The organism is Streptomyces sp. NPDC028305 (genome assembly GCF_055569495.1).
On sequence record NZ_JBVHTN010000002.1, the window covers coordinates 373,525 to 400,241 of the forward strand.

The window sequence follows — 26,717 nt, forward strand, 5'->3', positions numbered from 1 at the left end:
GACGGTCAGTCGCGCTCGCGGCGCCGGACGACATACGCGTACTGGTCGGGCCAGCTCGGCTCGGCGCCCAGTTCGAGGGCCGCGCGCTGCGGCCAGTACGGGTCGCGCAGCAGCTCACGGCCGAGAAACACGGCGTCGGCGCGGCCACCGGCGACGATCTCCTGCGCCTGCCGCGGCTCGGTGATCAGGCCGACGGCCGCGGTGGGGATGTCCGCGCCCGCGCGCGCCCGGGCGGCGAACGGCACCTGGTAGTCCGGGCCGGTGGGGATCTTCGCGTCGCGGACCATGCCGCCGGTGGACACGTCGAGCAGATCCACGCCGTGGGCCTGGAGCTCCTTGGCGAGGCGGACGGTGTCCTCGCCGGTCCAGCCCTCGCGGTCGTCCTCGGGGCTCTCGGTCAGCCAGTCGGTCGCGGAGGTGCGGAAGAAGACCGGCAGGTCGTCGGGCCACACCGCGCGTACGGCGTCGACGACCTCGAGGGCGAAGCGGATCCGGTTCTCGAAGCCGCCGCCGTAGGCATCGGTGCGGTGGTTGGCGGCGGGGGAGAGGAAGGAGTTGATCAGATAGCCGTGCGCGCCGTGCACCTCGGCGACCTGGAAGCCCGCGGCCAGCGCGCGCCGCGCCGAGTCCGCGAAGTCCCGTACCAGCCGACGGATCTCGTCGACCGTCAGCTCGTGGGGGACGGGCAGCCCGTCGTACGCGACCGGGCTGGGGGCCACGGCGCGGTAGCCGCCCGCGGACTCGGGCACATACCGGTCGGACAGCCAGGGCTTGTCGACGGACGCCTTGCGGCCGGCGTGCGCCAGCTGGATCGCCGGGACCGAGCCGTGCGCCTTGACGGCCTCGGTGATACGGGCGAACGCCTCCTGCTGGCGGTCGTTCCACAGGCCCAGGTCCCAGGGGCTGATCCGACCGTCGGGGCGGACCCCGGTGGCCTCGGCCATCACCAGACCCGCGCCGCCGGCGGCGCGGCTCGCCAGGTGGGTGAGGTGGAAGTCGGTCGGCGCGCCGGTCTCCGGCCCCTCGGGGGCGGCGGAGTACATGCACATCGGGGACATCCAGACGCGGTTGGGTATCTCGAGGGAGCGGAGCTTGAGGGGGGTGAACAGGGCACTCACGGGTGGTGTCGTCTTTCTGGTGATGGTCTGCTTGCTGCTGCGCGGTGCACGGGAAGCGGCTCAGGCCGCGAGCGCGGCGACCGCGTCGGCGACGGGCGTGTCGCCCGAGGTGAGCTCGACGATCGCGCGGTTCAGGGCGGGCTCGTGCAGCGCGGCGTCGATGAACGCGGCGACGTCGTCGCGGTGCACATCGCCGTACTCGACCGCCGGCCCGGCGGTGACGCGGCCGGTGCCAGGAGTGTCGAGGAGCGTGCCGGGGCGGACGATCAGCCAGTCAAGACCGGTACGGGTGAGATGGACGTCCGCGGTCTTCTTCACCTTGATGTAGTGCTCGAAGCCCTCCCCGGCGCCCCCGCCGCGCAGGGCGTCCGGGAACACCGACACCAGGACGAACCGGCGCACACGGGCCCGCTCGGCCGCCTCGGCGGCCTTCTCCAGGCCCTTGCCGTCGATCAGCGTGGTCTTGTCCGTACCGGTGCCGTGGGCGCCCGCCGAGAAGACCACCGCGTCATGCCCGGCGAGCTTGGCCGCCAGTGCCTCCACCGAGTCCTCGATCAGGTCCCCGGCCAGCGGAACGGCCCCCGTGGCGCGGACGGTGTCGGCCTGCGCCGGGCTGCGGTGCATGCCGGTCACCTCGTCACCGCGGGCGGTGAGCAGCTCCGCGAGCCGACGCCCGACGCCGCCTGCGGCGCCGATCTGGAACACCTTCATCAGTGATCGCCTCTCTTCTCAGCAGCAGGATCGCGCCGATCGCGCTGTGTCTGAATGTTGACATTAGTACAACATGGGCAATGTTAACATTGCGACATCGAGGAGGTTGGGGTCATGGACGAAACCGGCAAAGTTTCCCCGGCGCGGCGGCGAGGCCTGGCCGATGAGGTGGCGGACCGGATCCGGGAGGCCATCTTCAACGGGGGCTATGCCCCCGGCGCACAGCTGCGCGAGGTGGAGCTGTCGGGCGTGATGGACGTCAGTCGCGGCCCCGTACGCGAGGCGCTGCGGATCCTGGAGCGCGAGGGCCTGGTCCGGTGCGCCTGGCACCGCGGCACCGTGGTGACCACGCTGTCCGCCGAGGACGTCGCGGAGCTCGAGAGCCTGCGCGGCGCGCTGGAGCGGCTCGCCGTCGAGCGGATCACCGCCCATGCCTCGGAGGAGGACCTGGCGTCCCTGGAGAAGGTGGCCGGGCTGATGGAGCGGGCCCGGGACGAGCACGACATGGTCCGCCTCGACATCGGGTTCCACGACGCGGTCTTCGCCGCCGCCGGCCACCTGCGTCTCGCGGAGGCGTGGGAGGCCATTCGCTGCCAGGTGCACCTGTTCCTGCTGACCCGGATCGGCCGCTCCACCCAGGGCTATCTCGGCCGCGTCCCCCGGGAGCACCGCGAACTCGTCGCCGTCCTGCGCTCCCGTGACCTCCAGGCGGCGCTCGACCTGTTCGCGGCCCACCGCCGCGTCGCCGTCGACGTGGTCAGCGCGGAGCCCGCCCCGAGCTGACCCGCGTCGCACGGCGCGGTCCCTGAGGGATCGTGGATCACTTCCGGCCAGTCGCCGCGCGCGGCATTGACGCGATTCGACTCTGCGGCGACAGTGAACGACGCCGCTTCCGGGTAGCGAGCCTCCACCGGTGTCACGCGGTAATCGTGAGTGTGTGTCGGCAGAAGTACGCCCCAGTTTTGAAACGATTCATTAACGGAGGTTCGACCCGGAAGACCCAGCTCCGCCCGGCTCAGCCCTGCTCTGTGTCAAGCCCTCCTCACCCCGGAGACGCATGTGATCAGTAGAAGGAATCTCCTCGGCACCGCCACCGCGGCGGCCCCCGCCCTGGCGGGCCTGACCGCTCTCGCCGCAGCCGCGCCGGAAGCAGCGGCGGCCGAGGCGGCCGAGTCCGGCCACGGCGGACTCCGGGTCGAGAAGACCACGGTGGAGTACGCCGACCGCCCGCTCGGCCTGGACGCCGCACACCCGCGCCTCAGCTGGCAGCTCGGCTCGGACCGGCGGGACCAGGCGCAGAGCGCGTACCAGGTGCGGGTCGCGACCTCCCCGGGCCGGATCGGCGCCCCGGACGTCTGGGACAGCGGCAAGGTGAGCTCCCGCCAGTCCGTTCTGGTCCCGTACGACGGTCCCCAGCTGCGGCCCCGGACCCGCTACCACTGGGCCGTCCGGGTCTGGGACGGCCAGGGCCGGCCTTCGCCCTGGAGCGAGCTCACCTGGTGGGAGACGGGGCTGGGCACCGAGGACCAGGGGACGGCGAAGTGGATCGCCGCACCGGACACGGTGACCCGCGGCCCCGATCTGGCCAAGGCCGACTGGGTCTGGTACCCCGAGGGCGACCCGGCCTCCGGCGCGCCCGCCGGGACCCGGTATTTCCGGGGTGCCGTCACCGTGTCGGGCCCCGTGCGGCCGGCCCGTCTGGCGATGGTCGCCGACGACGGGTTCACCGCGTGGGTCAACGGCACCGAGATCGGGGGGCGCCCTCCCGTCCAGGAGAACTGGCGCCATCCGGTGGTCGTCGACATCACCGCCCTGCTCCACGACGGGGCCAACACCATCTCCGTCGCGGCGGTCAACGCCTCGCAGAGCCCCGCCGGACTGCTGGGCATCGTGGAGCTGACCGAAGCGGACGGCGTCCGCTCCCTCACCACCTCCGCCGACTGGAAGGCCACCGACGCCGAGCCGTCCGGTGACTGGCACACGCCCGGATACGACGACGGCGCCTGGCCCGCCGCCAAGGTGCTCGCCCCGTGGGGCGGCGGGCCGTGGGGCAGGGTGCGGGCGGCGCAGCGGCCCGCCCTGCTGCGCCGCGAATTCCGGCTCGCCGCCAAGCCCGTCGCGCGGGCGCGGCTGTACTCCACGGCACTCGGTCTGTACGAGGCCGAGGTCAACGGCGAGCGCGTCGGCAAGGACCGGCTCGCCCCCGGCTGGACCGACTACCGCAAGCGCGTGCAGTACCAGACGTACGACGTCACCGGTCTGCTGCGGCGCGGCGCCAACGCCATCGGCGTGATCCTCGCGTCCGGCTGGTACTCCGGCAACGTCGCCTGGTTCGGGCAGGAGCTGTACGGCGAGCGGCCCGCCCTGCGGGCGGAGCTGGAGGTCACCTACGCCGACGGCAGCACCGACCGCGTCATCACCGACGCGCGGTGGCGCGGCGCCACGGGCCCGATCCTGACGGCCGACCTGATGGCCGGCGAGCAGTACGACGCCCGGCTGGAAGCGGCCGGGTGGTCCTCGCCCGCGTTCGACGACGGCCTCTGGCACTCCGCCGACGTCGTGCCGGCCGACACCACGTCCGCCGTGTCCGTGGTGGCCCAGGCGGACGCCCCGATCCGGGTGGAGCGGGAGCTGGCCGCCGTCCGCGTCACCGAGCCGAAGCCGGGCGTGCACGTCTTCGACCTGGGCCAGAACATGGTCGGCTCGGTGCGGCTGCGGGTCCGCGGCGAGGCCGGGCGGACCGTACGGCTGCGCCACGCCGAGGTGCTTGACCAGGACGGCATGATCTACACCACCAATCTGCGCACCGCCCAGGCGACCGATTCATACACCCTGAAGGGCTCGGGCACGGAGACGTACGAGCCGCGCTTCACCTTCCACGGCTTCCGCTACGTCGAGGTCACCGGCTATCCCGGCAGCCCGGACGCGAGCGCGGTCACCGGGCGCGTCATGCACACCGCGGCCCCGTTCACCATGTCGTTCAAGACCGATGTGCCGATGCTCAACCAACTGCACCGCAACATCACCTGGGGCCAGCGGGGCAACTTCCTGTCCGTTCCCACCGACACCCCGGCCCGCGACGAACGGCTCGGGTGGACGGGGGACATCAACGTCTTCTCCGCCACCGCCGCCTACACCATGGAATCCGCCCGCTTCCTCGCCAAGTGGCTCCAGGATCTGCGCGACGGGCAGTCCGACGCCGGAGCGTTCCCCGATGTCGCGCCCCGTCTCGGCAACCTCGGCGAGGGAACGGCCGGCTGGGGCGACGCCGGGGTCACGGTGCCGTGGAACCTCTACCAGGCCTACGGGGACCGGCAGGTGCTGGCGGACAACTTCCCCGCGATGCGGGCCTGGATCGCGTATCTGGAGAAGCACAGCAGCGGCTTTCTGCGGCCCGCCGAAGGGTACGGCGACTGGCTCAACGTGGCCGACGAGACCCCCAAGGACGTCGTGGCCACCGCGTACTTCGCGCACAGCGCGCGGCTGGTCGCCGAGGCAGCCAGGGTGCTGGGCCACGACCCCGCGCCGTACGACGAGCTGGCCGCGAAGGTCCGCGACGCCTTCAACCGGGCCTATGTGTCCGCCGACGGCACCGTCAAGGGCGACACCCAGACCGCTTACGTCCTGGCGCTGTCCATGGACCTGCTGCCGGACAGCGCGCGAACCCGGGCCGCCGACCGGCTGGTCGAGCTGATCCGGAGCAAGGACGGACATCTGTCCACCGGCTTCCTCGGCACACCGCGCCTGCTGCCCACCCTCACCGCCGTCGGACGCACCGATGTGGCCTACCGACTGCTGGAACAGCGGACGTTCCCGTCCTGGGGGTACCAGATCGAGCGGGGCGCGACCACGATGTGGGAACGCTGGGACTCCATCAGGCCCGACGGGAGCTTCCAGGATCCCGGCATGAACTCGTTCAACCACTACGCCTACGGCTCCGTCGGCCAGTGGATGTACGAGAACATCACCGGCATCGGCATCGGCGACCCCGGCTTCCGGAGCATCGTCATCCGGCCCCGCCCCGGCGGCGATGTGCACGAGGCGAACGGGCGCTACGACTCCCTCTACGGGCCGATCACCACACGGTGGACGCGCAAGGACGACGGCGCGCTCACGCTGGACGTGTCGGTGCCGGTCAACACGACCGCCGAAGTGTGGCTGCCCGCCACCACCTCCCGCGCCGCGTCCGGGATCACCCACGACGGGGCGACTTTTCTGCGCCTCGACGGAGGCTGCGCCGTCTACGCCGTGGGCTCCGGCTCCTACCGCTTCACCGCCCCGTGAGCGGACCAGGTGAACCGGCGGCTGCGAAAACCTCAACAAGCGGCCACACTCACCTACGTCTTGTCGTATGTTTCACGGGTGAGCTCACGTGACCTGGAGCCTCGATCTCCGACCACACTGGTGGACAAGATAGACAGCGCGCTGGCAGTACTGATCATCATCGGTATTGCCTACGGGGCGTACTGGCTGGTTTCCAGCCTCGCCTCGTCTTACATAGGGTTCTTCACCTAAGGCGCGGTCCCGACTGCGCGAGGGCGTCCGCGCCCTCGCGCAGGTGAGCTGCACTGGTTTCCCTCCGCGAGGTAGTCTCATTCATTGACACCGCGTTTCACTCACGGAGGCTGTATGACCTCGCCCGCCACCACCCCCGCTGTTCTCGGGCCGGGTTCCGGCGCTCTGGATCGCGGTCTGGCCATACTCGATCACCTGGCCGTGGCCCGCACCTGCTCCACGCAGGATCTCGCCGCGGCGCTGGGGTTGAGCCGCAGCACCGCGTACCGGCTGGTCGACCGGCTGGTCGAGGGCGGTTGGCTGGCGGTGGAGCAGGGGAGCGGATTGCTGCGGCTCGGCCCGTCGGCCACGCGACTGGCCTCCGCGGCGGTGGGCTCGACGGATCTGACCGCCACGGCGATGCCGGTCATCTCCCGGCTGATGCGGGAAACCCGCGAGACGGCCAGCCTCGGCGTGCCGAACGGCGTGAACATGGTGTTCGTGCACCGCGAGCGCGGTCCGCGCCCGGTGGCGGTGACGAGCGAACTGGGCGCGGGGCGGCCGCTGCACTGCACATCGCTGGGGCGGGCCTATCTCGCGGCGCTGCCGCAGCAGGCGCTGGAGGAGAAGCTGGCGGAGCTGGTGGCGTCGAGCGATTCCCCGGTGGACGAAAACTCGGTCGGTGCCCTGCGGAAGGTCCTCCAGGAGACGCGGGAGCGCGGCTGGTCGGAGGACCGGCGCGAGTTCGACGAGTCCAGCTGCTGCTGCGGGGCCGCCGTCTACGACCACACCGGCATGCCGGTCGCGGCGATCAGCGTCGCCGGGGTGGCGGAGCGCATGGAGCGGATCCTGAGCGACGTCGGTCCGCTCGTGGCCGAGGCGGCCGCCGAGATCTCGGCGGGCCTCGGCCACGTACGGCGCTGAGCGCCGACCGCCTGCCGCTGCGGAGGGTCAGCGCGTTCGGACCAGGACGCTGTGCTCCTCCAGGCGGTGGGCGCGCACCCATTCCTCGTCGACGGTGACCCCGAGGCCGGGGCCGTCGGGGATGGCCACGGTGCCGTGCTCCGATATGAGCGGGGCGGCGAGGACGCCCTCCCGCAGGGGGTTCTCGCCCCGGTCGAACTCGAAGATCAGCGGCTCGCCGCCGGCCATGCCGAACGGCGCCCGGGGCACGGCGGACAGCAGTTGAAGCGTCGCGGCCTGGGCCACCCCGGTGCCCCAGCAGTGCGGGGACAGCCGCAGGTTGAAGGCCGCGGCGAGCTGGCGGATGGCCTGGGCTTCCGTGAAACCGCCGCATTTGGCCAGGTCGGGCTGGACGATGTCGAAGCGGCGCTCGGCGATGGGGTCCCGGAAGCCGTAGCGGGTGTAGAGGGCCTCGCCGCCGGAGAGCGGCAGGTGTACGTCGCGCAGTTCGCGCCAGCCGGCGCTGTCCTCGGGCGGCAGCGGCTCCTCCACCCAGTACGGGTCGAGGTCGCGCAGCCGGGCCAGGGAGCGGCGGACGGTCGCCACGGTGGAGTTGGCGTTGTAGTCGACGATCACCAGGCCGTCGTCGCCCATGGCCGCGCGGGCGGCGGCGGTGCGCTCCCGGTCCTCGGCCGGGGAGAGCCCGATCTTGATCTTGACGGCGGTGAACCCCTCCGCTGCGTGGGCGGCCATGGTGTCCCGGAATTCGCCGGGGTCGCGGGTGGCGGTGACATAGCCGGAGGAGGCGTACGCGTCGACCCGGTCGTGGAGCCGGCCGCCCAGGAGATGGCCCACCGGGATGCCGAACGCGCGGGCCTGCGCGTCCCACAGCGCGATGTCGATGCCGCTGGCGGCCGCGATGTGGGGGCCACCGGCGGTGAGGTGGTAGCCGAGGGAGACCCGGTCCAGGATGCGGTCCTCCCGGATGTCGGCGGGCTGCCCCAGCAACGCCTCGGCCTGCTCCGCGAGGAACGGGGCGATCAGCCGCGGCGGGCCGAAGGACTCCCCCCAACCGGCGACGCCGTCCGAGGTGGTGACCTTCACCAGGGTGGCGACGCGTACCGGCAGCCGGACCTTCGAGGCGCCGTAGCCGCCGTCCGGCAGGTGCGCCTCGAGCGGGAAGGTCTCGACTTCGGTGACGACGGTTCGTGTGCTCATGCCCGCCTTTCCAGGGTGGCGTCGTAGTCGTCGATGTTCCGCGGGGTCCATACCGGGCCGTTCTCGGTCTGCGGCGGACGGGCCTGCGCCGCCATGCCGCCGTCGACATTGAACACCTGCCCGGTGACCCACTGCGACAGGGGAGAGGCGAGATAGACCGCGCTGGTGGCGATGTCGTCGGGCGTGCCCTCGCGGTTCAGCGGGATCTGGGCGGCCCGGAACTGGCGGGCCCGCGGGTCGGGGTCGCTGGCGTCGACCTCAACGGAGCCGGGGCGCAGCGCGTTGACCCGGATGTTCCAGGGGGCGAGGTCGACGGCGACGGCCCGGGTGAAGGCGTCCACACCGCCCTTGACCGTGTCGTAGGGGATGTGGTTGCGGTGGGCGCGGGCGGCGGCGTGGGAGCTGATGTTCACCACGGTGCCGGGCCTTCCGGCGTCGGCGAGGGCGCGGGCCATGCGGTGGGTGGGGTGGAACAGCAGCCCCAGGTTGACCCGGTGGAACTCTTCCCACACCTCCCCGGTGAGCCGCAGGAAGGGGCCGAAGGCGCGCGCGTCCACGCGGGCGTAGGCGTTGTTGACGAGGGTGTCGACGAGGCCGAAGCGGCTCTCGGCGGCGGCGAACGCCTCCTCGGCGCCGGCTTCCGTGCACAGGTCGGTGATGACGGCGGCGGCGTCCCCTCCGGCCGCGCGGATGTGGTTCACCGTGGCGTCCGCCGCGTCGGCCGCGGTGTCCGCGACCACGACCCGCGCGCCCTCGGCGGCGAAGCGCAGGGCGATGCCCCGGCCGATGTTGCGGGCGCCTCCGGTGACCAGCGCCGTGCGCCCGCGCAGCAGTCCGTACCCGGGGGAGGGGCGCTCGGTGTGCTCGGCCTCGGGATCGAGGGGGTGGTTCATGTCGTGCTTCCGTTCTCGCTGTGAGCCCTCTTGTCCTGCTGCTTGCGGTCGTACCGCTCGCGCAGGTCCTCCTCGATCTCCTCCAGGGTGCGGCCCCGGGTCTCGTGCACGAAGAGCTTGCAGAAGACGAAGCCGAGGAGGTTGCCGCCGACGAAGAAGATCATGGTGTTGGTCAGTCCCCAGGCGTCTCGCATGACGGGGAAGCCGAAGGTGATGCCGAGGGTGGCCAGCCAGGTGACCATGCCGGCGACGCCCATCGCCGAGCCCCTGACCCGCAGCGGGAAGATCTCCCCGAGGACCACCCAGTTCACGGGCCCCCAGGTCAGGGAGTAGCTGACGAACATGATGCTCATCGCGGTGAGCATGGCGCCGGGGTTCATGGCGTCGCCGCGCGATGCCTCGTACGCCATCCAGCTCATGCTCACGGCCATGGCCGCGCTTCCGGCGAGGAACAGGAACCGGCGCCCGAGCCGGTCTATCAGCTGAAGGCCGACCATGACGGAGAGGACCTTCACGGTGCCCAGGATGATGGTGAAGTAGAGGGCGTTCTTGTGCGGCAGGCCGAGGCTCTCGAAGATCGTGGGGGCGTAGTAGGTGACGATGTTGAGCCCGGTGTACTGGGTCAGGATCGGAATGCCGATGCCGATCACCATCGCCGGCCGGATCCAGCCCGCGAGCAGCTCGCGGCGGTGCGGGGTGTGTGTGGTCAGCTCGCGGATGGCCGCGATGTCGCGGTCCGCCTCCTCGGGCGAGCGGGTTCCGGCGAGCAGCGTCCGGGCCTCCTGCTCCCGGCCGTGGAGGACCAGCCAGCGGGGACTCTCCGGCAGCAGCTTCAGGCCCGCGATCAGGACGACGGCCGGGGCGGCTCCCGTGGCCAGCATCGTCCGCCAGTCACCGCTGCCGGACAGGGCGAGGTTGGTGAGGTAGCCGAGCAGCAGCCCGGTCACGATCATCAGCTGGTTCAGCCCGGCGAGCCGGCCCCGGGTGCGGGCCGGGGCCATCTCCGACAGATAGACCGGCACCAGCGAGGAGGAGCCGCCCACCGCGAGCCCCAGGAAGATCCGGGCGGCGATGAGCCAGGCGTTGTTCTGAGCCACCGCGCAGGCGAAAGAACCGACGATATAGATCAGGCCGATCACGAAGATCACGGGTCGGCGGCCGAAGCGGTCGGCGAGCCGCCCGGAGACCAGGGCGCCGAGCACGGCGCCGCCCGCGATGCCGCCGACGATCAGCCCCGTGGTGACCGCGCTCGGGGGGAAGCCCGGCGTCTCCTGGATGTAGGTCAGGGCGCCCGCGATGACACCTGTCTCGTAGCCGAACAGGATGCCGCCGAGGGCGCCGAAGAAGTAGATCACCGCCGGGCGCGGCGATCGCGGGTGCGGAGTTCCCGCTTCCGTCATCGGTTGGTCCGCGGCTCTGGCAGCGGCGCTGACTGAGTTCGTCATGGTCGCCTCCTTGCGACGCCCACCCTATCGTCCCATTCAATGGGATTGAGCGTCATTCAGTGGGAAGTAGTGTGTTGAAGGTAGGGCAGGACGCCCCCGGCCGCAATGGCCAGTTCATGTCGTAGGGAGCTACTGATGTCACGGATTCGCATCGGCACCGGGCCGTTGACGGCCGAGATCGACGAGCAGGGCGCCGAGTTGTGCTCGCTGCGGTACCGCCCGGAGGGGCGGGGTGAGGGAACGGAACTGCTCTGGCAGGCGGAGCGGGCCTGGCCCTGGCACGCACCGCTGCTCTTTCCGGTCATCGGCCGGATGAACGGCGACCGGCTGCGGCACGACGGCACGCTCCACCCGATGCCCAAGCACGGCTTCGCCCGCGACCGGCGTTTCACGGTCGAGCGCCACGACGGCACCAGCGCGGTCCTCACCTTGAAGGACGACGCGGAATCCCGTCGGCTCTTCCCGTTCCCTTTTCGCCTCACCGTCGGCTACGCGGTCGAGGGCGGCCGACTTGACGTGTCGTACTCCGTGCACAACCCGGGACCGGGGACACTGTCGGCCTCGCTGGGCGTCCATCCGGGCTTCCGCTGGCCGCTGCCCGGCGCGGCCGGAAAGCGCGACCATGCGGTGGTCTTCGAGCGGCCCGAACCCGCGCCCGTACGACGGGTCGAGGACGTGCTGCTGCTCCCCGAGCGGCACCCCACGCCGGTGCACGGGCGGACACTCCGCCTGGACGAGGCCCTGTTCGCCGACGGCGCGCTGATCCTCGACGCGGTCGACAGCGCGTGGCTCACCTACGGCGCCCCGGGCTCGCCGACGGTGACCCTGAGCTGGCACGGATTCCGGCAGCTGACACTCTGGTCGCCGCCCGGGGCCGATCTGCTGTGCATCGAGCCGTGGTACGGCCTGCCCTCTCCGGCCGGACCCGACGGCGAGAACGCCGAGAACGCCGAGTACACAGCGAAGCCCGGCCAGTTCCACCTCTCCGCGGGCCGGTCCCGGAGGTTCGGCCTCGGCGTCGAGATCAGGACGGCACGATGAGCCGTCCGTCGACCCGCCGGGGAATCCCGGCGAAGCCGTCCCGCAACTCCTCGGGCAGCACCTCCCGCGGGGCGTTCTGCCAGGTGACAGGGCGCAGGAAGCGCCGTACCGCGTACGGACCCACCGAGGTGTGCAGGGTGTTCGTCGACGGCCAGGGGCCGCCGTGGTGCTGCGCCCAGGAGACCAGGACGCCGGTGGGGAAGCCGTTGTAGAGCAGACGGCCGGCCAGGGGGCGCAGCACGCCGGTGAGACGGAGCACGGTCTCGGTCTCATCGGCCTCGGCGTGAATGGTCCCCGTCAGCGACGCGGGCAGCGACCGCAGAACGCCCTCCGCGCGGCCGGGCGCGTAGCGGACCACGACGGCGGCCGGGCCGAAGCACTCTCCGAGGGGATCGTCCCCGAGCGCCTCGGAGTCGATCTCGAACAGCCGCGGGGTCACCGAGAACCCGGACCCGGACGGGACCCCGCCCTCGGCGGCCGCCGACCCGCCGGCACGGTGGCGCCATTCCTCCGTGCCGGCCTCGTACGCGGCGGCGATGCGGGAGTTGAGAAGAGTGGCGGCCGACGCCTGGTCGATGAGCCGGGCCGCCTCGGCGACCAGCGCGTTCCCTGCCTCCCCGGCCGGGACGAGGACCAGACCCGGCTTGGTGCACAGCTGCCCGGCCGAACCCGTCACCGAGGCGACGAGCCCCGCCGCGATCTCGGACGCCCGGGCCCGTGCCGCGCCTTCGGTGACGACCACCGGGTTCACACCGGCCAGCTCACCGTAGAACGGGATCGGATCCGGGCGCGCGCCCGCGATGTCGAGCAGAGCCCGGCCGCCCGCGAGGGAGCCCGTGAATCCCACGGCCCTGATGTCCGGGTGAGCGACCAGCGCGGTCGCCGCCTCCCGGCCGAACACCAGCCCCACCAGCCCGTCCGGACCGCCGGCCGCCGCGATGGCCGTGACCATCGTCTCGAACGCCAGCCGTGACAGGGCCGGGTGGGAGTCGTGGGCCTTGAGCACGACGGGACATCCGGCGGCCAGCGCCGACACCGTGTCCCCGCCCGGCACGGAGAACGCCAGGGGGAAGTTGCTCGCCCCGAACACCGCGACCGGCCCGAGCGGGACCAGCATGCGGCGCAGGTCGGGCCCGGCGCCCATCGGGGTCTCGCCCGCGTGGTCGATGGTGGCCTCAAGGAAGCCGCCGTCCTCGACCACCTCGGCGAACAGCCGGGCCTGGTGGACCGTGCGGGTCAGCTCGCCGGCCACCCGCGCCTCGGGCAGGGCGGTCTCCCGCATCGCGAGGGCGGTGATCTCCGGCCGCCGGGCCTCCAGCCCGTCGGCGACGGCCCGCAGGACCGCGGCCCGCAGCGGGCGGCCGCCGGCCTCGTACGGAATGAATGCGGCGACGGCGCGTTCGACGACGGCGTCGAGTTCCTTCGGGGTGGTCGCGGTCGCGACCTGGTCGACGGCGTGGCCGGTGCTCGGGTCGATGCTCTGAATGACGTTCACGGGGTGTCCCTGGGTGTCCCTGGCCGGTGCGGTGCGGTCAGTGTTCGGTGCCGGCGTATGCGGCGTCGGGATGGGGGCGCTCTACGGGCGGCGCCATGTGGTGGCCGCCCGCGGCGTAGTCGTAGCCCTCGAGCGTCACCTCGGATCGCCCGTCGGACGCCGAGGCGTAGAAGGCGCGGATCTCGGTGATCAAGCCCGTGTCGGGGTCGAAGCGGTACCACTCGTCACCCCGGAGGTAGCCGCCGGGCCTGGTCTTCCAGTGAGTCCACTCGATGACCGCCTGGAAGGTCTCGGGCTCGACGACCATGCGCTCGATGGACCAGGCGGAGCCGACGGTGAGGACGAGCCGCCGCCAGTTCTCGGCGATCGTCGTGTCACCGACCCACGGTCCCTCCAGCCCGGGCGGGAAGTAGTGGACCGCGTCGGGCGTGAACTGGGCGGCCATCTTGGCCACATCGGCCTCATTGCAGCCGTCGAAGTAGGTGCGGATCGTGGCCTCCATCCGGGCTCGGCGTGCGGCCGGGGGGAGATCGGCGAAGCGGCTCATGCGCGGGCCTCCTGGGTCCGGTGTTCCTGGCGGGTGGACTTCCAGACCTCGTATTCCTTCAGGGTCTCGGCGCTGGGCGGGTAGGTGCCCCACAGCGGCTGCCCGTCCCGCACGCGCTGCTGGAGCCACTCCTCCAGCCGCTCCTGCTCGACGGAGGGCCCGGCGATCTCCGCGGCGAGGGACCGCGGCACGACGATGACCCCGTCGCGGTCGCCCACGAGGATGTCTCCCGGGTAGACCGCGACATCCGCGCAGGCGATGGGCACATTGAGGTCGGCGACGTGGAACGCCGCCGGCCGGGTGGTGGCCGTGTTGGCACGCGCGTACGCCGGGAAGCCGAGTGCGGCGATCGCGGCGCCGTCCCGGAAGGCGCCGTCGGTGACGACGCCCGCGGCGCCGCGCTTCATGGCCCGGGTCACGAGCATGTCGCCGGCCGACGCGGCCGACGTGTCGTTCCGGCTGTCGACGACGAGCACCTGGCGCGGGCCGAGGCTCTCCACCGCCTCCCACTGAAGGACATTGCCGGTCCGGTAGGGGTCGCCCACCGGGTCGGTGTCCTCGCGGGACGGGATGAAGCGCATGGTGAACGCCTCGCCCACGAACCCGTCGAAACCGTCACCGACGGGCGAGAGACCGACGAGGAACGGCTGCCGTATCCCGCGCTTGTACAGCTGGGTCGCCAGGGTCGCGGTGCTCACCTGGCCGAGTTGCTCGAAGACGGCGCCGTCCAAGGGCGCCGATGCGTCTGAGGACACCTGATCGTCCTTTCTGACCGCCGACGCGGTCGCGACTGGTGCCCCGGACGCTAACACCGAACCGCCTCGGATTCCCAGTGGCAGAAACGCATTCTCAGTCAGTGGGAACTGCTCGTTGATCCTTGACGCCGCCCCGGGTCGACTCTACGGTGTGTCCCGCCGGTCGATACTCCATCCCATTCAATGGGACTTAATGCGAGGAGCCCGGCTGGTTCCTGTCAATGACGACGGAAGAGACGGCCGCACATGACATCCCTTCCCGGCAGCACCGAACTCTCCAGCGCCGTCGCCAAGATAATGCGCCGGGTCATTCCGCTGTTCGCCATCATGATGATGTGCAATCAGCTCAACCGCTCCAATATCGGCTACGCCGAAAGCCATCTCGAGGCCGATCTGGGAATAGGGGCAACCGCCTACGGGCTCGGTGCGGGACTCTTCTTCATCGCCTACTTCATCTTCGAGGTGCCGAGCAATCTGCTGATGAAGCGATTCGGCCCCAAGATATGGCTGTCCAGAATCTGTGTGAGCTGGGGCGTGGTCTCGGCGTGCATGCTCTTCGCCCAGGGACCCATCAGCTTCTACGTGCTGCGGTTCCTGCTCGGTATGGCCGAGGCCGGCTTCGTACCCGCCGTTCTGTACTACCTGGCGAAGTGGCTGCCCAACGCCTACCGGGGCAGGGCCAATGCGCGGTACGCCGTCGGCGCGCTCGTGGCGTTCTCCGTCTCCGGTCCTCTGTCGGGTCCGCTGCTGCGGATGGACGGCACCCTCGGACTCACGGGCTGGCAGTGGATGTTCCTGGTCGAGGGGGCCATGTCGGTCGCCATCGGCGTCTTCGCCTTCTTCCGTCTCGACTCCCGGGTCGAGGACGCGCGCTGGCTCACCGCCGATGAGAAGCGCGAGCTCACCGCCGCCATCGAGGCGGAGGAAGCGGAGTATGTGAACCGGCACGGCGGCGACAGCCGGACCCTCTGGTCCGTGGTGCGCGACCCGAAGATCCTGCTGTTCGTCTTCATCTACTTCTCGGTCCAGATGTCGATCTACGCCAACACCTTCTGGCTGCCCTCGATCGTCCGGAACATCGAGGGCACCAACGACTTCACCGTGGGCCTGCTCTCCTCCGTGCCGTGGCTCTTCGCCATCGTCGCCATGTTCCTGCTGGCCCGGATCGGCGACCGGACCGACCGGCGCAAGCCGCTGCTCATCGGAGCCCTCCTCGCCGCGGCCGCCGGTTCCTACCTCGCCGCCATCGCCTCCCCCTGGCTCGCCCTGGCGATGCTCACGGTCGCCGCCATGGGATTCAAGAGCATCAGCCCGATCTTCTGGCCCATCGTCCAGCGCACCGTCCACCCGATGGTGATCGGCGTCGCCATCGCCGTCATCAACTCGATCGCGAATCTCGGCGGATTCGTCGCGCCTTATGGATTCGGGATCGTCAAACAGCAGACGGGCAGCGCGCAATGGGGCCTTGTCGGTCTCGCCGTCTTCTCCCTCATCGCCGCGCTCGCCTCCTTGCTCATCCGTGAGAACGAGGACGGGAACTCCGGTCTCTCCCGGAAAGAGCACGCAGTTTCCGGCCGCCATCCGAAGAACTGATCCGGGAGGGTCCACCCATGCGCCTGAGCACCATCGTCCACGACGGCCGTCGAGCGCTCGCCGTCGCAGGGCCCGAGGACACCTGGCGCCTCGCCCCCGGCCACCTCCGACTGGAAGACGTCATCGCCGGTGCCCCCGTCCCGGCCGGAGGCGAATCGCTGACCGCCGACGAGGTCGCGCCCGTCCTGCCCCACCGGCCCGGCACGATCTTCGGCATCGGCCTCAACTACCTCGACACCATCGCCGAGATGGGATGGCCGCGCCCCGAGGCGCCGTATCTCTTCACCAAACTCTCCTCCAGCGCCATCGGCACCGGCGAGGCCATCGTCATCGACGCCGCGGTCACCCGGCGCGTCGACTGGGAGACCGAACTCGCGGTCGTCATCGGCGCCGAGGCCCGCGACATCCCCGAGGACAGTGCGCTCGACGTCGTGTTCGGCTACACCGTCGCCAACGACATATCGGCCCGTGACCTTCAGGCCGACGACGGCCAGTGGGTACGGGGCAAGGGGCTCGACACCTTCTGCCCGTTGGGCCCCGTCGTCGTCACGGCCGACGAGATCGAGGATCCGCAGCGGCTCGCGGTGCGGACATGGGTCAACGGAGAGCAGGTGCAGGACGGCACCACCGCCGACATGCTCTTCGGGGTCCGCCCGCTCATCGCCTACCTCAGCCGCTTCTTCACGCTACGGTCCGGCGATGTGATCCTCACCGGAACGCCCTCGGGGTGCGGTGACTTCATGGACCCGCCGCGCGCCCTGCGGCCCGGGGACACGGTGGTGTCGGAGGTGGAGGGCATCGGCCGCCTCGTCAACCCGGTGCGGGCGGCGGGGGAGTAGGGCGCCTCAAGGACCGTTCCACGGCCGATCCGGCGATCCGCCGATCCGTCCTCAGCCAGTCGCTCGCGTTTCGAGCATCACTCCGATCATCAATTCGGGCATCAAGGAGCACTCATGAGCATCGCCCCCAGCGAGTCGGTCGTTTTCAAGCCCTGGGCGTCCGTCCCGGGCGAGGCGACCAGCGACCGCATCGAGTCGGTCCGCCTCTCCCTCGTCCAACTGCCCCTGCACGCCCCGATCAGCGACGCCAAGGTACTGACCGGCCGCCAGAAGCCGCTCACCGAGATCGCCTTTCTCTTCGCCGAGGTCAGGACCGAGGGCGGCCATGAGGGCCTGGGCTTCAGCTACTCCAAGCGCGCCGGCGGACCCGCGATCTACGCCCACGCCAAGGAGATCGCCCCCGAGCTGATCGGCGAGGACCCGAGCGACACCGGCAGGCTGTGGTCCAAGCTGGTGTGGGCGGGCGCCTCCATGGGGCGCAGCGGCGTGGCCGTCCAGGGCATCGCGGCCCTCGACATCGCTCTGTGGGACCTCAAGGCGCGGAGGGCGGGCCTGCCGCTCGCCAAACTGCTGGGCGCGCACCGCGACGCGGTGGACGTCTACAACACGAGCGGCGGCTACCTGTCGATGCCGATCGAAGAGGTGCTGGAGAACATCGACCTGGCCCGGGCCCGTGGCGTCGGCGGTATCAAGCTCAAGGTCGGCTCGCCGGACCCGTCGGTGGACCTGCGGCGCGTCGAGGCGGTGCGTGAGCATCTCGGCGACGGCGTTCCGCTGATGGTCGACGCCAACCAGCAGTGGGACCGGATCACCGCGACCCGGGTCGGCCGGGTCCTGGAGAAGTTCGACCTCACATGGATCGAGGAGCCCCTCGACGCGTACGACGCCGAGGGGCACGCCGCCCTCGCGGCCACGCTCGACACCCCCATCGCCACCGGCGAGATGCTGACCAGCGTGGGCGAACACAGCGCGCTCATCGAGGCGGGATCGTCCGACTTCGTACAGCCGGACGCTCCCCGGGTGGGCGGCATCACCCCGTTCCTCCAGATCGCGGCGCTGGCCGACTACAAGGGCCGGGCCCTGGCCCCGCACTTCGTGATGGAGATCCACGTCCATCTGTCCGCGGCCTATCCGCGCACGGCGTGGGTGGAGCACTTCGAGTGGCTCGAGCCGATGTTCAACGAGCGCCTCGAACTGAAGGACGGCCGCATGGTCATCCCGAACCGCGGCGGACTCGGCCTCTCCCTCAGCGAGCAGGCCGCCGCGTGGACCACGGAGTCGGCGGTGTTCGGCAGCGGCGCCTGAGCCGGCCCGGGTCAGCGGTGGCCGGCCCGGGTCAGCGGTGTGCCAGCAGCCGCGATGCCGCCTCCCGCGCGAGGGCGGCGGCGCCTTGGTCGCCGACGCTGACCCGGACGCAGGCCGCTCCGTCGGCGAGCGTGAGCACGGTGGCCGCGACCTTCTCGGGGTCGGTCTCCTCCGCCGCCGTGGCGAGCTCTGCCAGGTAGCGGAGGATTTCGCGCTTGTGGTCGCGGATGGCGACGCGCACGGGGTGGTCGGGGTCCGGGTATTCGGCGGCGACGTTCACCAGGTCGCTGCCGCGGTAGGAGGGGTCGGCGAACTCCTGACCCAGCAGGTCGAAGATCGCGAGGAGCTGGTCCTCGGGGGTGCTCGCGGCGGCGGCGAGTGTGCGCAGACGCGCGCACCACTCGTCGTTGCGGCGGCGCAGAACGGCCGCGACGAGCTCGTCCTCGATGTCGCCGCGCGGCTGACGGACCCGGCGCTCGAGGCGGCCGTGCGGGAGGACGAGCGGCTCGCCGAGTACCTGGGCCTGCGCGGGGTGCCGCTGCTGGTCGTCGGCGGCCAGGCCATCACCGGAGCGGTGGAAACCGAGGCGCTCGTCGAGGTCCTGGAGCGCCACGCCAACCGGCCGCCCACCGGGGCCGGGTGCGAGGACGGGGTGTGCTCGCTGTGACCGCGGTGTCGGACGTCAGAACTGTGGGCGTCGTCGGCGGTTCGCTCGGCGGGCTGTTCCAGGCGGTCGCGCTCGCCGAACTCGGGCTGGACGTCACGGTCTGGGAGCGGTCCGCGGGCCGCCCCGACGACCGCGGCGCGGGGATCGTGCTACAGCCGAGCGTCACCTGGTTCCTCAGTGTGTTCTGCGGCGTCGACCCGGACCGGATCAGCGTCCCCGTCACACACCGGCAGTTCTTCGGCCGGGACGGGCGAAGCCATCACACGCTGACGCGGCAGCGGATGATCTCCTGGGGAGCGATCTACACCTCCCTGCGGGACCGCCTCGACAGCGAGCGGTACCACGACGGGCGGCGGGTGACGGCCCTCACGCCCCGGCCCGACGGCGTCGACGTCCACCTCGGTGAAGCCGTCCACCCCGTCGACCTCGCGATCATCGCCGATGGCTCCGCGTCCCGCCACCGCGGACTCGTCGCCCCCGACGGCGCTCCCCGCTACGCCGGATACGTCGCGTACCGCGGCGTGATCGACGAAGCCGAACTCCCCGAGGAGCTCAGCGAAGTCTTCCGTGACCGGTTCAGCTTCTACGACGGCGACCGCACCCAGTTTCCTGTGCTACTTCATCCCCGGCGACTTCGGCAGCACCACGCCGGGCAGCCTCCGGATGAACTGGGTGTGGTACGTACGCGCCGACGCGGCCGGCCTGGACCGCATCACCACCGTCCGGGACGGGACTGCCCACCGACTGTCCCTGCCCCCGGGGCTGATGGCCGCGCGGGTGAGCGGTGAGCTCCTGGACCGCGCCCGGACATCGCTGCCCGAGCCGTTGCGCCGGCTGGTGGAGCACACCCGCGAGCCGTTCGCGCAGGCGATTCTCGACGGGCACGCCTCCCGGATGCGCCGGGGCCGGACGCTGCTCACCGGGGACGCGGCGTTTGTGGTCCGGCCGCACACCGCGGCCAGCGCGGAGAAGGCGGCCGCCGACGCCATCGCCCTCTTCACCGCCCTCCATCAGGTCCCGTCGGTGGACGCAGCCCTCCAGGCGTGGGAGAAGGACCGGCTCGCCGAGGGCGCCGCCCTCTACGAGCATGGAGTCCGGCTCGGACAGCGGCTGGCGCTGGCCGGCCCCGAGGCGGATCCACCGCACCGGCCCGCGCCGGGCAACGCGGCACGGGGCGGATCGTAAGGAGCCGCCGGGCGTCAGACGCCGGGCCCGTACAGGCCGAACCGCAGGTCCGGGTCCCCCGGCGTCCAGGTGCCCTCGACCTGGGAGCGGTGTCCCATGCGCGCGACGCGGTCGATCAGTTGGTTGCCCAGCCGCAGCTGGGCGGGTTCCCAGTGCTTGAGAGCGGTGGGGATGTCGCCGTCGGACGCGCGCAGGTGCTCGTACAGCGTCCAGGCGTCGTCGGCGGCCTTGGCCGTGCCGGCGGCGGCGTGGGGGCGCGCGGCGAAGGCGGCGTCGCCGATGACCGCCACGCGCCCGTCGGCCATCGCCGGGATGCGCGTGTCGAACACCACCTGCATATAGGGCTGCCGGGTCCGGATGACCGCCTCGGCCGCCGCTGGGGCCAGCTGGGCGGCCGCCGCGGACCGCATCTCGTCGACGAAGCGCTGCTGCACCTGACCGGGGTGGACGGAGACCGGGCACTCGAAGCCGCGCAGGTCGGTGGTCAGTTCGTGGAGCCGCGGGCCGTCCGGGACATTGCGGTACCAGACGTAGTTGAGCAGGCGCCGCCCCTCCTCGATCTCCCCGTCCGGGCCGGGGATCGGGTAGAGGACGATATGCGTGCCCGGGGCCACGCTGTAGGTCAGCGCCTCGCCCAGCAGACGCCGGGTCTCCTCGCTCACCTCGCCCTCCGGGACGGTGCCGCGCCAGCCGACGTATCCGGAGTAGTGGCGTACGAGGTCGGGGAACAGCCGCCGGCGGGCGGTGGAGGTGATGCCGTCGGCGAAGACCACCAGGTCGGCGGTCTCGGTCCGGCCGGAGACGAACCGCAGCGTCACGCCGTCGGCGTCCTGGTCGAACCCCGCGCAGAACTCGCCGAGGTGGTAGTGGTCCGTGCCGAAGTCGTCGAGCAGGGCGCGGTAGATCGTCGACCAGGACGAATAGCGCCACTCGACCGCGTCGTCGTGCACCACCTCGTTGTCCCCGCCCAGGTGGCGCACAGCCCTCCGATGGAGCCGCCGACGACCGCGGCGCGCAGGCCCTGATAGGTGTCCACCGTGGATTCCTCTCGACCAGGGGGTGGTGGACGCCATCGTGGCCCCGCGCGCCCCCTGCATCGCATGTGCGACCCCCTAGCGATTCGTCGTTAACATGGGGGCGAGCACAGCATCTGGATCGCCATACGAGGGAACGCCATACGGGAGGCAACGATGGGCGCCGCGTCCTCCGCACCGCCGGACCTGCTGCGCTGGATGAGCGCCATCGACGAACTCGCCATCGCCGTCAACCAGCAGCGCGATCTGCCCGCCCTGCTCCAGCAGATCGCCCGAACGGCCTGCGACCTGCTCGGTTACGAGAGCGCGGCCGTGCTGCTGGTCGACGAGGACCGCGCGGTCCTGCGGATCGAGGGCTCCTGGGGGCTGAGCGAGAGCTACCTCCGGCTGGTGAACGAGGAGTCCCCGCTGCTGCTGGCGCCCGAGGGCACCTTCGCCGGCAGCCCGTCCCGGCGGGCCTACGTCGAATGCGCCCCGGTGATCGTCGAGGACATCTCCCGCGACCCCTCGTACGGGCCCTGGGCCAAGGCCGCCGAGGAACACGGGCACCACTCCATGGCATCGGTCCCGCTGCGCAACCAGGGCGAGACCGTGGGCACCATGAACGTCTACGGGAGCGACCCGCGCCGGCTGGGCCCGGGCGGTCTGGAGCTGCTCCAGGTCCTCGCCAGCCACGCCGGGATCGCCCTGGAGACCAGCGCGCACCTCGAGCGGGACCGGCGTCGCGTGCGGGAGCTGAGCTCCCTCAACGAGACGCTGCGCCACCACACGGAGCTGCTTCAGCAGCACGCCGCCATCCACGACCGGTTCATCGGCGTCGCACGGCGCGGCGGCGGCATCGCCGACATCGCCGCCGCCCTGGCCGAGACGGCGGACCGTGCCGTGGTCGTCCAGGACGTCTCCGGGCAGACCCTGGCCGGCGTGGCGCGCGCCGGGGTGTCCGTCCGGCCGCCGGACTGGTTGTCCTGGCAGCCGGACGCCGACGGTGGTGGTGGCGGCGGGGGCGGCGTGCGCTCGCTGCTCGACCTGGTCGCGCCCGCCTCCCCGGTGATGTCCTCCGAGGCGTTCCCCGGCCTGCTCGCGGGGCCGGTGCGGGTGGGCGAGGAGACGCTGGGCGTGCTGTGGCTGGCCGGGGACGCCGAGGACGACGACCTCCGGCTGCGCGCCATCGAGCAGGCCGCCGTCGTCCTCGGGCTGGAGCTGCTGCGCCGCCGCGCCGTCGTCGACGCGCAGTGGCAGCTGCGGGGCGACCTCGTCTCGGAGTTGGCGAGCGGGGCGCTCTCCGACCCGGAGGCGCTGATCGCGCGCGGCGACCGGCTCGGCAGCGACCTTCGGCTGCCACAGCGGGTCCTGGCCGTCCGGCACGAACAGGCCGGCGAGGCGGTCACCGCGCAACTGCTGCGCCTGGTCCAGTCGCTCGTGCTGTCCCGGCCGCGTCCCAAGCCCCTGCTGGCGCTGCGCGACGGCGTGATCGTGATCGTCGCGCCGGCGCCGGACCCGGCGGGGGCGGAGGAGCTGGCCCGGCACATCCGGACCGTCGCCGCCCAGGCCATGGAGGGAGGCGTGCGCGTCGCCGTCAGCGAGAGGTGCCCGGTGCCGGACCAGCTGTCCGGGGCCTTCCGCCAGGTCCTCGGCCTGCTCCGGCTCATCCCGTACGCCCCGGGCGAGGACGTCCTCACGGTGGCCTCGGCAGGCGTGATCGGCATGCTCCTCGCGGATGTCGACCCCCAGCGCATGGGCGTCCTCGCCGAACGCTGGATCGGCCCCCTGCGGACGTACGACCAGCGCCGCGGCACCGACCTCGTCACCACCCTGCGCACCTATCTCGACCACGACCTCAACACCAACGCCACCGCCGAGGCTCTCTTCATCCACCCCAACACCGTCGGCCTGCGCGTCAAACGCATCGAGAGCCTGCTCGGCGTCTCCCTCACCAGCGTCGGCGACCTGACCACGCTGCGCACGGCTCTCGCGATCGACGACATCACCCGCACGCCGTGACCTCGGGGCGGAATTAGCCGATCGCTTCGGCGTCCGCCGACCCGCGCCCTCGAACCGCGTTATATGCCTTTTTTGCCTGCAACAGTTGAATTCGCAGTACCCGTACGGGCCGTAACTATTTGGGGAGCGGGATTGACTTGTGACTTATGTCACACGCTACATCTCTCTATCCCTGTGAAATGATAACCGCGTGTTGGCCTGTGTCGGCAGGATGGCAAATCACTTCTTCAAGGTTTTGGTCAGCCGTAACCGGGGGAGACAGGATTCCGGCAATGGTTGTCATGGGTTCATACTTCTGCGTCGCTCCAGGGGTGGAAATCTGACTCTGCAGGATTTTCGAGCGCAATTTTCTCTTCGATGAGATCCAGTAATCACTTGATGCGCCCGTCGGGCCCTATGGGCGCGCCGGGCAGGCGATCGTATCCGCGATTCAATGAGGTCGGCAGCGGCTAGCCGGCATACGCCGGCGTTGAACCGGACCCCAGGGGGCACCTCCCGGCGTTAGCTGGGGGAGCCAGAATTTGCGGGAGAACTTTCACATTCCGTGGCTCTCACGGGATCGGCTCATGGGCGACGTCCGCCCTGCCTTCCGCATGTCTTCACCGAGGGTCCGACACCCCCTGCCCAGGATTCTGCTCGCTAAAGTTTTCCGTCCCTTCCGATCGGAGGGCTTTTCCCATGCCGGATCAACGTCATGTTTCGACGCTCCCGCAGCTGCTCGAGCGTGCGGCTTCCGAGACAACTCAAGGCATCACCTTCATCGGCGGTCCGTTCCTGTCCTACGCCGAGTTGCGCGACTGCGCCTGCCGGATCTCCGAGGGTTTGCGCGGCCAGGGCACCGCCCCGGGCGACCGAGTGCTGATAGCGGCCAACGATCCGGAGAGTTTCTTCCGCGCCTTCTGGGGGTGCCTGCTCACCGGTGCCGTGCCGTGCCCGATCGCACCGCCGGCCGACCCCTCCCGGTGGCGTGCGCAGCTGGAGCATCTGCGCACGCTCCTGGGCGACCCGCTGGTGGTGGTCTCCAAGGCGGCGCACGGGGACCTGCCCGATGTCGGGCTGCGGTCCGTGACGGTCGAGGAGCTCAGCCACGCCTCGGCCGAGCACGATCGGCTCCATACGCCCGCACCGGACGATCTCGCCCTGCTGATGCTCACCTCCGGGTCCACCGGAGCGAGCAAGGCGGTCCGGCTCACCCACGCCAACCTGCTGGCGGCTCAGGCCGGTAAGGCCGGCGCGCTGGACCTCGGCCCCGACGACACCTCGTTGAACTGGATCTCGGTCGACCACATCGCCGCGATCGAGGCACACCTGCTGCCGATGTTCAACGGCGCACGCCAGGTCATGACGACTCCCGCCACCGTGTTGGCGGACCCCGTGGAGTTCCTCCGGCTGGTCGCGGCCCATCGGGTGCGGGTGACGTTCACCCCCAACTTCCTCTTCGGGCAGCTCAACCAGGCGCTCGCTGGGCGTCCCCTCGCGCCCGAGGAGTTGGATCTGTCGCAGGTGCGGCACATCATCTCCGGCGGCGAGGCCACCGTGACCGCCACCGTGCGGGCATTCCTGCGCACGCTCGCCCGCTACGGGCTGCGCGAGGACGTGATCGTGCCCGCGTTCGGGATGACCGAGACCTGCGCGGGCAGCGTGTTCAACCGGGACTTCGCCGCCCTTGACCTGGACACCGAGTTCCCCCCGCTGGGCCGCCCGGTGCTGGGTCTGCGGATCCGTATCACCGGCGGCGACGGCACGGTGCTGGCCACCACCGACCGGCCCGGCACGGGGCCCGGCACGCCGGAGCCGGGCGAGGTGCAGCTGCGCGGCACCATGGTCTCCGACGGGTACTTCGGCAATGACCAGGCCACCGCGCAGGCGTTCACCCCCGACGGCTGGTTCTGCACCGGCGACCTGGGCCACCTCGACCCCGAGGGGCGGTTGATGCTGGTCGGCCGTACCAAGGACTCCATCATCGTCAGCGGCGTCAACTACTACAGCCACGACCTGGAAGCGGTCCTGGACGAGCTGGACGGGGTGAAGCGCGGGCAGGTCGCGGCCTTCCCGATCAGACCCGACGGGGCCGATTCCGAACAGCTCGCCGTCGCGTTCGTCCCGGCCGGCGATCCCGCCGACGAGACGGCCCTGTACCGGGCCATCGTGGCGATCCGCAGCTCCACGGTGCTGCACTGGGGGTTCCGCCCCCAGCTGATCCTCCCCGTCACCGAGGCCGAGATCCCCCGCGGCAACCTCGGCAAGGTCCAGCGGTCGCGGCTGCGCGCGGCCGTCGAGGAGGGGAGCCTGGACGAGGCGGCCCGCCGGGCGGACGAGGTGAGCACCCGGTTCCTCGGCGGCCATGTGGCGCCGGAGGGGGACGTCGAGACCGCGCTGGCCGGCGTCTACGCGCGCGTACTGAGCACCGAGACGGTGTCCGCGACCGCCAGCTTCTTCGATCTCGGCGGAACCTCGCTGGACGTGCTGCGGCTCAAGCTGGAGATTCAGACCGAGTTCGGCATCGACGATGTGCCGATGTCGACGGTCCTCCAGGCCCCCACCGTACGGGCACTGGCCGCCCGGCTGACCGCCGGGCAGGGCGCCGACGGAGACTCCGCCTACGATCCGCTGGTGCCGCTCCAGGTCACCGGGGACGGGACGCCGCTGTTCTGCGTCCATCCCGGCCTGGGGGAGGTGCTGGTGTTCGTCAACCTCGCCAAGTACTTCACCGGCGAGCGGCCGTTCTACGCGCTGCGGGCCCGAGGGTTCGGGCAGGGGGAGACCCACTTCGGGTCGTTCGCCGACATGGTCTCCACCTATGTGGAGGCGATCCGGCGGGCGCAGCCCAGCGGACCGTACGCCGTCGCGGGGTACTCCTACGGCGCGGCGGTGGCGTTCGAGATCGCCAAGCGGCTGGAGGCCGACGGCGACGAGGTCGACTTCGTGGGCGTCTTCAATCTGCCGCCGCGGATCTCCGGCCGCATGAACGAGATCACCTTCACCGACGGCGCGATCAACCTGGCCCTCTTCCTCGAGCTGATCAAACCCGCCGACATCGAGGAGCTGACCGCCACCCTCCGCCCGCTGCCCGAGGCCGACCAGCTGGCCCATCTGATCGATCACGCCCCGAAGCGGCGCCTCACCGAACTGGACCTCACACTCAAGCGGTTCGCCGACTGGGTTCAGCTGGCCCAGAGCATGGTGCACCTGGGGCGCGCCTACGAACCCTCGGCGACGGTCGGGCAGGTCAAGGTCTTCTACTGCACCCCGCTGCGCGGCACCAAACAGGAGTGGCTGGACAACCAACTGCGCGACTGGGACGAGTTCACCCGCCACCCCAACACCTATATCGAGGTCGACGGGGAGCACTACACCTTGATGAGCCCGCAGCACGTGCACACCTTCCAGGCGACCTTGCGGCAGGAACTGGCCCGGTCGCTCGGCTGAGGACGGGCCGGGGCAACCGCTGACACGAGCAGGAGCAGCCGATC

At 71.1% G+C, this 26,717-nt stretch carries 21 protein-coding genes and 1 pseudogene; 12 read left to right on the forward strand and 10 right to left on the reverse strand.

Translation table 11 applies throughout. From position 1 onward, the window contains the following. Positions 1-5 precede the first annotated feature (5 nt). On the reverse strand, positions 6-1,118 hold the full coding sequence (locus ACZ4WQ_RS08430; protein ID WP_358845979.1) for an NADH:flavin oxidoreductase/NADH oxidase: 1,113 nt from the start codon (positions 1,116-1,118) through the stop codon (positions 6-8). 60 nt (positions 1,119-1,178) lie between these two features. Continuing rightward, complete coding sequence (locus ACZ4WQ_RS08435; protein WP_398374244.1) at positions 1,179-1,829, reverse strand: NAD(P)H-binding protein; 651 nt, start codon at positions 1,827-1,829, stop codon at positions 1,179-1,181. Between the two features lie 114 nt (positions 1,830-1,943). Between ACZ4WQ_RS08435 and ACZ4WQ_RS08440 the strand changes: the two genes are divergently transcribed. From ACZ4WQ_RS08440 to ACZ4WQ_RS08450, 3 genes are all read left to right on the forward strand, one after another. After that, positions 1,944-2,612 carry a GntR family transcriptional regulator gene (locus ACZ4WQ_RS08440; protein ID WP_398374246.1) on the forward strand — a complete coding sequence of 223 codons (669 nt, stop codon included), beginning with the start codon at positions 1,944-1,946 and terminating at the stop codon, positions 2,610-2,612. Positions 2,613-2,888: 276 nt separating this feature from the next. Next, on the forward strand, positions 2,889-6,113 hold the full coding sequence (locus tag ACZ4WQ_RS08445) for an alpha-L-rhamnosidase (protein ID WP_398374247.1): 3,225 nt from the start codon (positions 2,889-2,891) through the stop codon (positions 6,111-6,113). Positions 6,114-6,458: 345 nt separating this feature from the next. After that, entirely contained in the window at positions 6,459-7,247 is a 789-nt protein-coding gene (locus ACZ4WQ_RS08450; protein ID WP_311722142.1) for an IclR family transcriptional regulator, read from the forward strand. Between the two features lie 27 nt (positions 7,248-7,274). On the opposite strand, the gene ACZ4WQ_RS08455 is transcribed toward ACZ4WQ_RS08450, so the two are convergent. The 3 genes from ACZ4WQ_RS08455 to ACZ4WQ_RS08465 are packed head-to-tail and all read right to left on the reverse strand — an operon-like array spanning position 7,275 to position 10,782. Next, the gene (locus tag ACZ4WQ_RS08455) at positions 7,275-8,444 is read right to left on the reverse strand and encodes a mandelate racemase/muconate lactonizing enzyme family protein (protein ID WP_398374250.1); all 1,170 of its coding nucleotides are present in this window, start codon (positions 8,442-8,444) and stop codon (positions 7,275-7,277) included. Next, entirely contained in the window at positions 8,441-9,337 is an 897-nt protein-coding gene (locus ACZ4WQ_RS08460) for an SDR family NAD(P)-dependent oxidoreductase (protein WP_398374251.1), read from the reverse strand. The genes ACZ4WQ_RS08455 and ACZ4WQ_RS08460 overlap by 4 nt, the downstream gene beginning before the upstream one ends. After that, positions 9,334-10,782: a sugar porter family MFS transporter gene (locus ACZ4WQ_RS08465; RefSeq protein WP_398374253.1), complete on the reverse strand. Its 1,449-nt coding sequence runs from the start codon at positions 10,780-10,782 to the stop codon at positions 9,334-9,336. The genes ACZ4WQ_RS08460 and ACZ4WQ_RS08465 overlap by 4 nt, the downstream gene beginning before the upstream one ends. Positions 10,783-10,917: 135 nt before the next feature. Between ACZ4WQ_RS08465 and ACZ4WQ_RS08470 the strand changes: the two genes are divergently transcribed. Beyond that, the gene (locus ACZ4WQ_RS08470; protein WP_398374254.1) at positions 10,918-11,823 is read left to right on the forward strand and encodes an aldose 1-epimerase family protein; all 906 of its coding nucleotides are present in this window, start codon (positions 10,918-10,920) and stop codon (positions 11,821-11,823) included. On the opposite strand, the gene ACZ4WQ_RS08475 is transcribed toward ACZ4WQ_RS08470, so the two are convergent. Genes ACZ4WQ_RS08475 through ACZ4WQ_RS08485 form a run of 3 tightly spaced genes read right to left on the reverse strand, consistent with a single transcriptional unit; the run spans position 11,807 to position 14,620 of the window. Next, positions 11,807-13,318: an aldehyde dehydrogenase (NADP(+)) gene (locus ACZ4WQ_RS08475; RefSeq protein ID WP_398374255.1), complete on the reverse strand. Its 1,512-nt coding sequence runs from the start codon at positions 13,316-13,318 to the stop codon at positions 11,807-11,809. The genes ACZ4WQ_RS08470 and ACZ4WQ_RS08475 overlap by 17 nt on opposite strands. 37 nt (positions 13,319-13,355) lie before the next feature. Continuing rightward, complete coding sequence (locus ACZ4WQ_RS08480; protein ID WP_385337840.1) at positions 13,356-13,865, reverse strand: nuclear transport factor 2 family protein; 510 nt, start codon at positions 13,863-13,865, stop codon at positions 13,356-13,358. Beyond that, positions 13,862-14,620: a ribonuclease activity regulator RraA gene (locus ACZ4WQ_RS08485; RefSeq protein WP_385337837.1), complete on the reverse strand. Its 759-nt coding sequence runs from the start codon at positions 14,618-14,620 to the stop codon at positions 13,862-13,864. The genes ACZ4WQ_RS08480 and ACZ4WQ_RS08485 overlap by 4 nt, the downstream gene beginning before the upstream one ends. A gap of 246 nt (positions 14,621-14,866) precedes the next feature. On the opposite strand from ACZ4WQ_RS08485, the gene ACZ4WQ_RS08490 reads away from it, so the two are divergent. The 3 genes from ACZ4WQ_RS08490 to ACZ4WQ_RS08500 all read left to right on the forward strand — a co-directional run bounded on the left by ACZ4WQ_RS08490 (position 14,867) and on the right by ACZ4WQ_RS08500 (position 18,357). Further along, positions 14,867-16,213, forward strand: a complete 1,347-nt coding sequence (locus ACZ4WQ_RS08490) for an MFS transporter (RefSeq protein ID WP_358845968.1) — start codon at positions 14,867-14,869, stop codon at positions 16,211-16,213. Between the two features lie 17 nt (positions 16,214-16,230). Next, positions 16,231-17,052 carry a fumarylacetoacetate hydrolase family protein gene (locus tag ACZ4WQ_RS08495; RefSeq protein WP_398374258.1) on the forward strand — a complete coding sequence of 274 codons (822 nt, stop codon included), beginning with the start codon at positions 16,231-16,233 and terminating at the stop codon, positions 17,050-17,052. 114 nt (positions 17,053-17,166) lie between these two features. Further along, complete coding sequence (locus tag ACZ4WQ_RS08500) at positions 17,167-18,357, forward strand: L-talarate/galactarate dehydratase (protein ID WP_398374259.1); 1,191 nt, start codon at positions 17,167-17,169, stop codon at positions 18,355-18,357. Between the two features lie 31 nt (positions 18,358-18,388). Here the strand turns inward: ACZ4WQ_RS08500 and ACZ4WQ_RS08505 are convergent, their stop codons facing one another. After that, a complete protein-coding gene (locus ACZ4WQ_RS08505) occupies positions 18,389-18,598 on the reverse strand; it encodes a hypothetical protein (protein WP_398374260.1) in 210 nt (69 codons plus the stop codon). Between the two features lie 3 nt (positions 18,599-18,601). Here ACZ4WQ_RS08505 and ACZ4WQ_RS08510 point away from each other — a divergent pair, with 3 nt between their 5' ends. The 3 genes and pseudogenes from ACZ4WQ_RS08510 to ACZ4WQ_RS08520 all read left to right on the forward strand — a co-directional run bounded on the left by ACZ4WQ_RS08510 (position 18,602) and on the right by ACZ4WQ_RS08520 (position 20,209). Next, complete coding sequence (locus ACZ4WQ_RS08510) at positions 18,602-19,024, forward strand: DsbA family protein (RefSeq protein WP_398374441.1); 423 nt, start codon at positions 18,602-18,604, stop codon at positions 19,022-19,024. Between the two features lie 281 nt (positions 19,025-19,305). Continuing rightward, positions 19,306-19,614, forward strand: a pseudogene (locus ACZ4WQ_RS08515) (FAD binding domain-containing protein); the annotation flags it as partial. 73 nt (positions 19,615-19,687) lie between these two features. Then, complete coding sequence (locus ACZ4WQ_RS08520; protein ID WP_398374262.1) at positions 19,688-20,209, forward strand: FAD binding domain-containing protein; 522 nt, start codon at positions 19,688-19,690, stop codon at positions 20,207-20,209. A 14-nt stretch (positions 20,210-20,223) separates the two neighbouring features. On the opposite strand, the gene ACZ4WQ_RS08525 is transcribed toward ACZ4WQ_RS08520, so the two are convergent. Beyond that, positions 20,224-21,189: an FAD binding domain-containing protein gene (locus tag ACZ4WQ_RS08525; RefSeq protein ID WP_398374263.1), complete on the reverse strand. Its 966-nt coding sequence runs from the start codon at positions 21,187-21,189 to the stop codon at positions 20,224-20,226. Positions 21,190-21,399: 210 nt separating this feature from the next. On the opposite strand from ACZ4WQ_RS08525, the gene ACZ4WQ_RS08530 reads away from it, so the two are divergent. Together ACZ4WQ_RS08530 and ACZ4WQ_RS08535 are read left to right on the forward strand one after the other, a co-directional pair. Further along, a complete protein-coding gene (locus ACZ4WQ_RS08530; protein WP_398374264.1) occupies positions 21,400-23,244 on the forward strand; it encodes a helix-turn-helix domain-containing protein in 1,845 nt (614 codons plus the stop codon). A gap of 678 nt (positions 23,245-23,922) precedes the next feature. Beyond that, complete coding sequence (locus tag ACZ4WQ_RS08535; protein WP_398374266.1) at positions 23,923-26,673, forward strand: alpha/beta fold hydrolase; 2,751 nt, start codon at positions 23,923-23,925, stop codon at positions 26,671-26,673. Positions 26,674-26,717 lie beyond the last annotated feature (44 nt).

Coding starts and splice junctions, on each gene's coding strand:
- ACZ4WQ_RS08435 (WP_398374244.1), bottom strand. CDS start 1,829: ATGAAGGTGTTCCAGATCGGCGCCGCAGGCGGCGTCGGGCGTCGGCTC.
- ACZ4WQ_RS08440 (WP_398374246.1), top strand. CDS start 1,944: ATGGACGAAACCGGCAAAGTTTCCCCGGCGCGGCGGCGAGGCCTGGCC.
- ACZ4WQ_RS08450 (WP_311722142.1), top strand. CDS start 6,459: ATGACCTCGCCCGCCACCACCCCCGCTGTTCTCGGGCCGGGTTCCGGC.
- ACZ4WQ_RS08455 (WP_398374250.1), bottom strand. CDS start 8,444: ATGAGCACACGAACCGTCGTCACCGAAGTCGAGACCTTCCCGCTCGAG.
- ACZ4WQ_RS08460 (WP_398374251.1), bottom strand. CDS start 9,337: ATGAACCACCCCCTCGATCCCGAGGCCGAGCACACCGAGCGCCCCTCC.
- ACZ4WQ_RS08465 (WP_398374253.1), bottom strand. CDS start 10,782: ATGACGAACTCAGTCAGCGCCGCTGCCAGAGCCGCGGACCAACCGATG.
- ACZ4WQ_RS08470 (WP_398374254.1), top strand. CDS start 10,918: ATGTCACGGATTCGCATCGGCACCGGGCCGTTGACGGCCGAGATCGAC.
- ACZ4WQ_RS08480 (WP_385337840.1), bottom strand. CDS start 13,865: ATGAGCCGCTTCGCCGATCTCCCCCCGGCCGCACGCCGAGCCCGGATG.
- ACZ4WQ_RS08490 (WP_358845968.1), top strand. CDS start 14,867: ATGACATCCCTTCCCGGCAGCACCGAACTCTCCAGCGCCGTCGCCAAG.
- ACZ4WQ_RS08495 (WP_398374258.1), top strand. CDS start 16,231: ATGCGCCTGAGCACCATCGTCCACGACGGCCGTCGAGCGCTCGCCGTC.
- ACZ4WQ_RS08500 (WP_398374259.1), top strand. CDS start 17,167: ATGAGCATCGCCCCCAGCGAGTCGGTCGTTTTCAAGCCCTGGGCGTCC.
- ACZ4WQ_RS08520 (WP_398374262.1), top strand. CDS start 19,688: ATGAACTGGGTGTGGTACGTACGCGCCGACGCGGCCGGCCTGGACCGC.
- ACZ4WQ_RS08530 (WP_398374264.1), top strand. CDS start 21,400: ATGGGCGCCGCGTCCTCCGCACCGCCGGACCTGCTGCGCTGGATGAGC.
- ACZ4WQ_RS08535 (WP_398374266.1), top strand. CDS start 23,923: ATGCCGGATCAACGTCATGTTTCGACGCTCCCGCAGCTGCTCGAGCGT.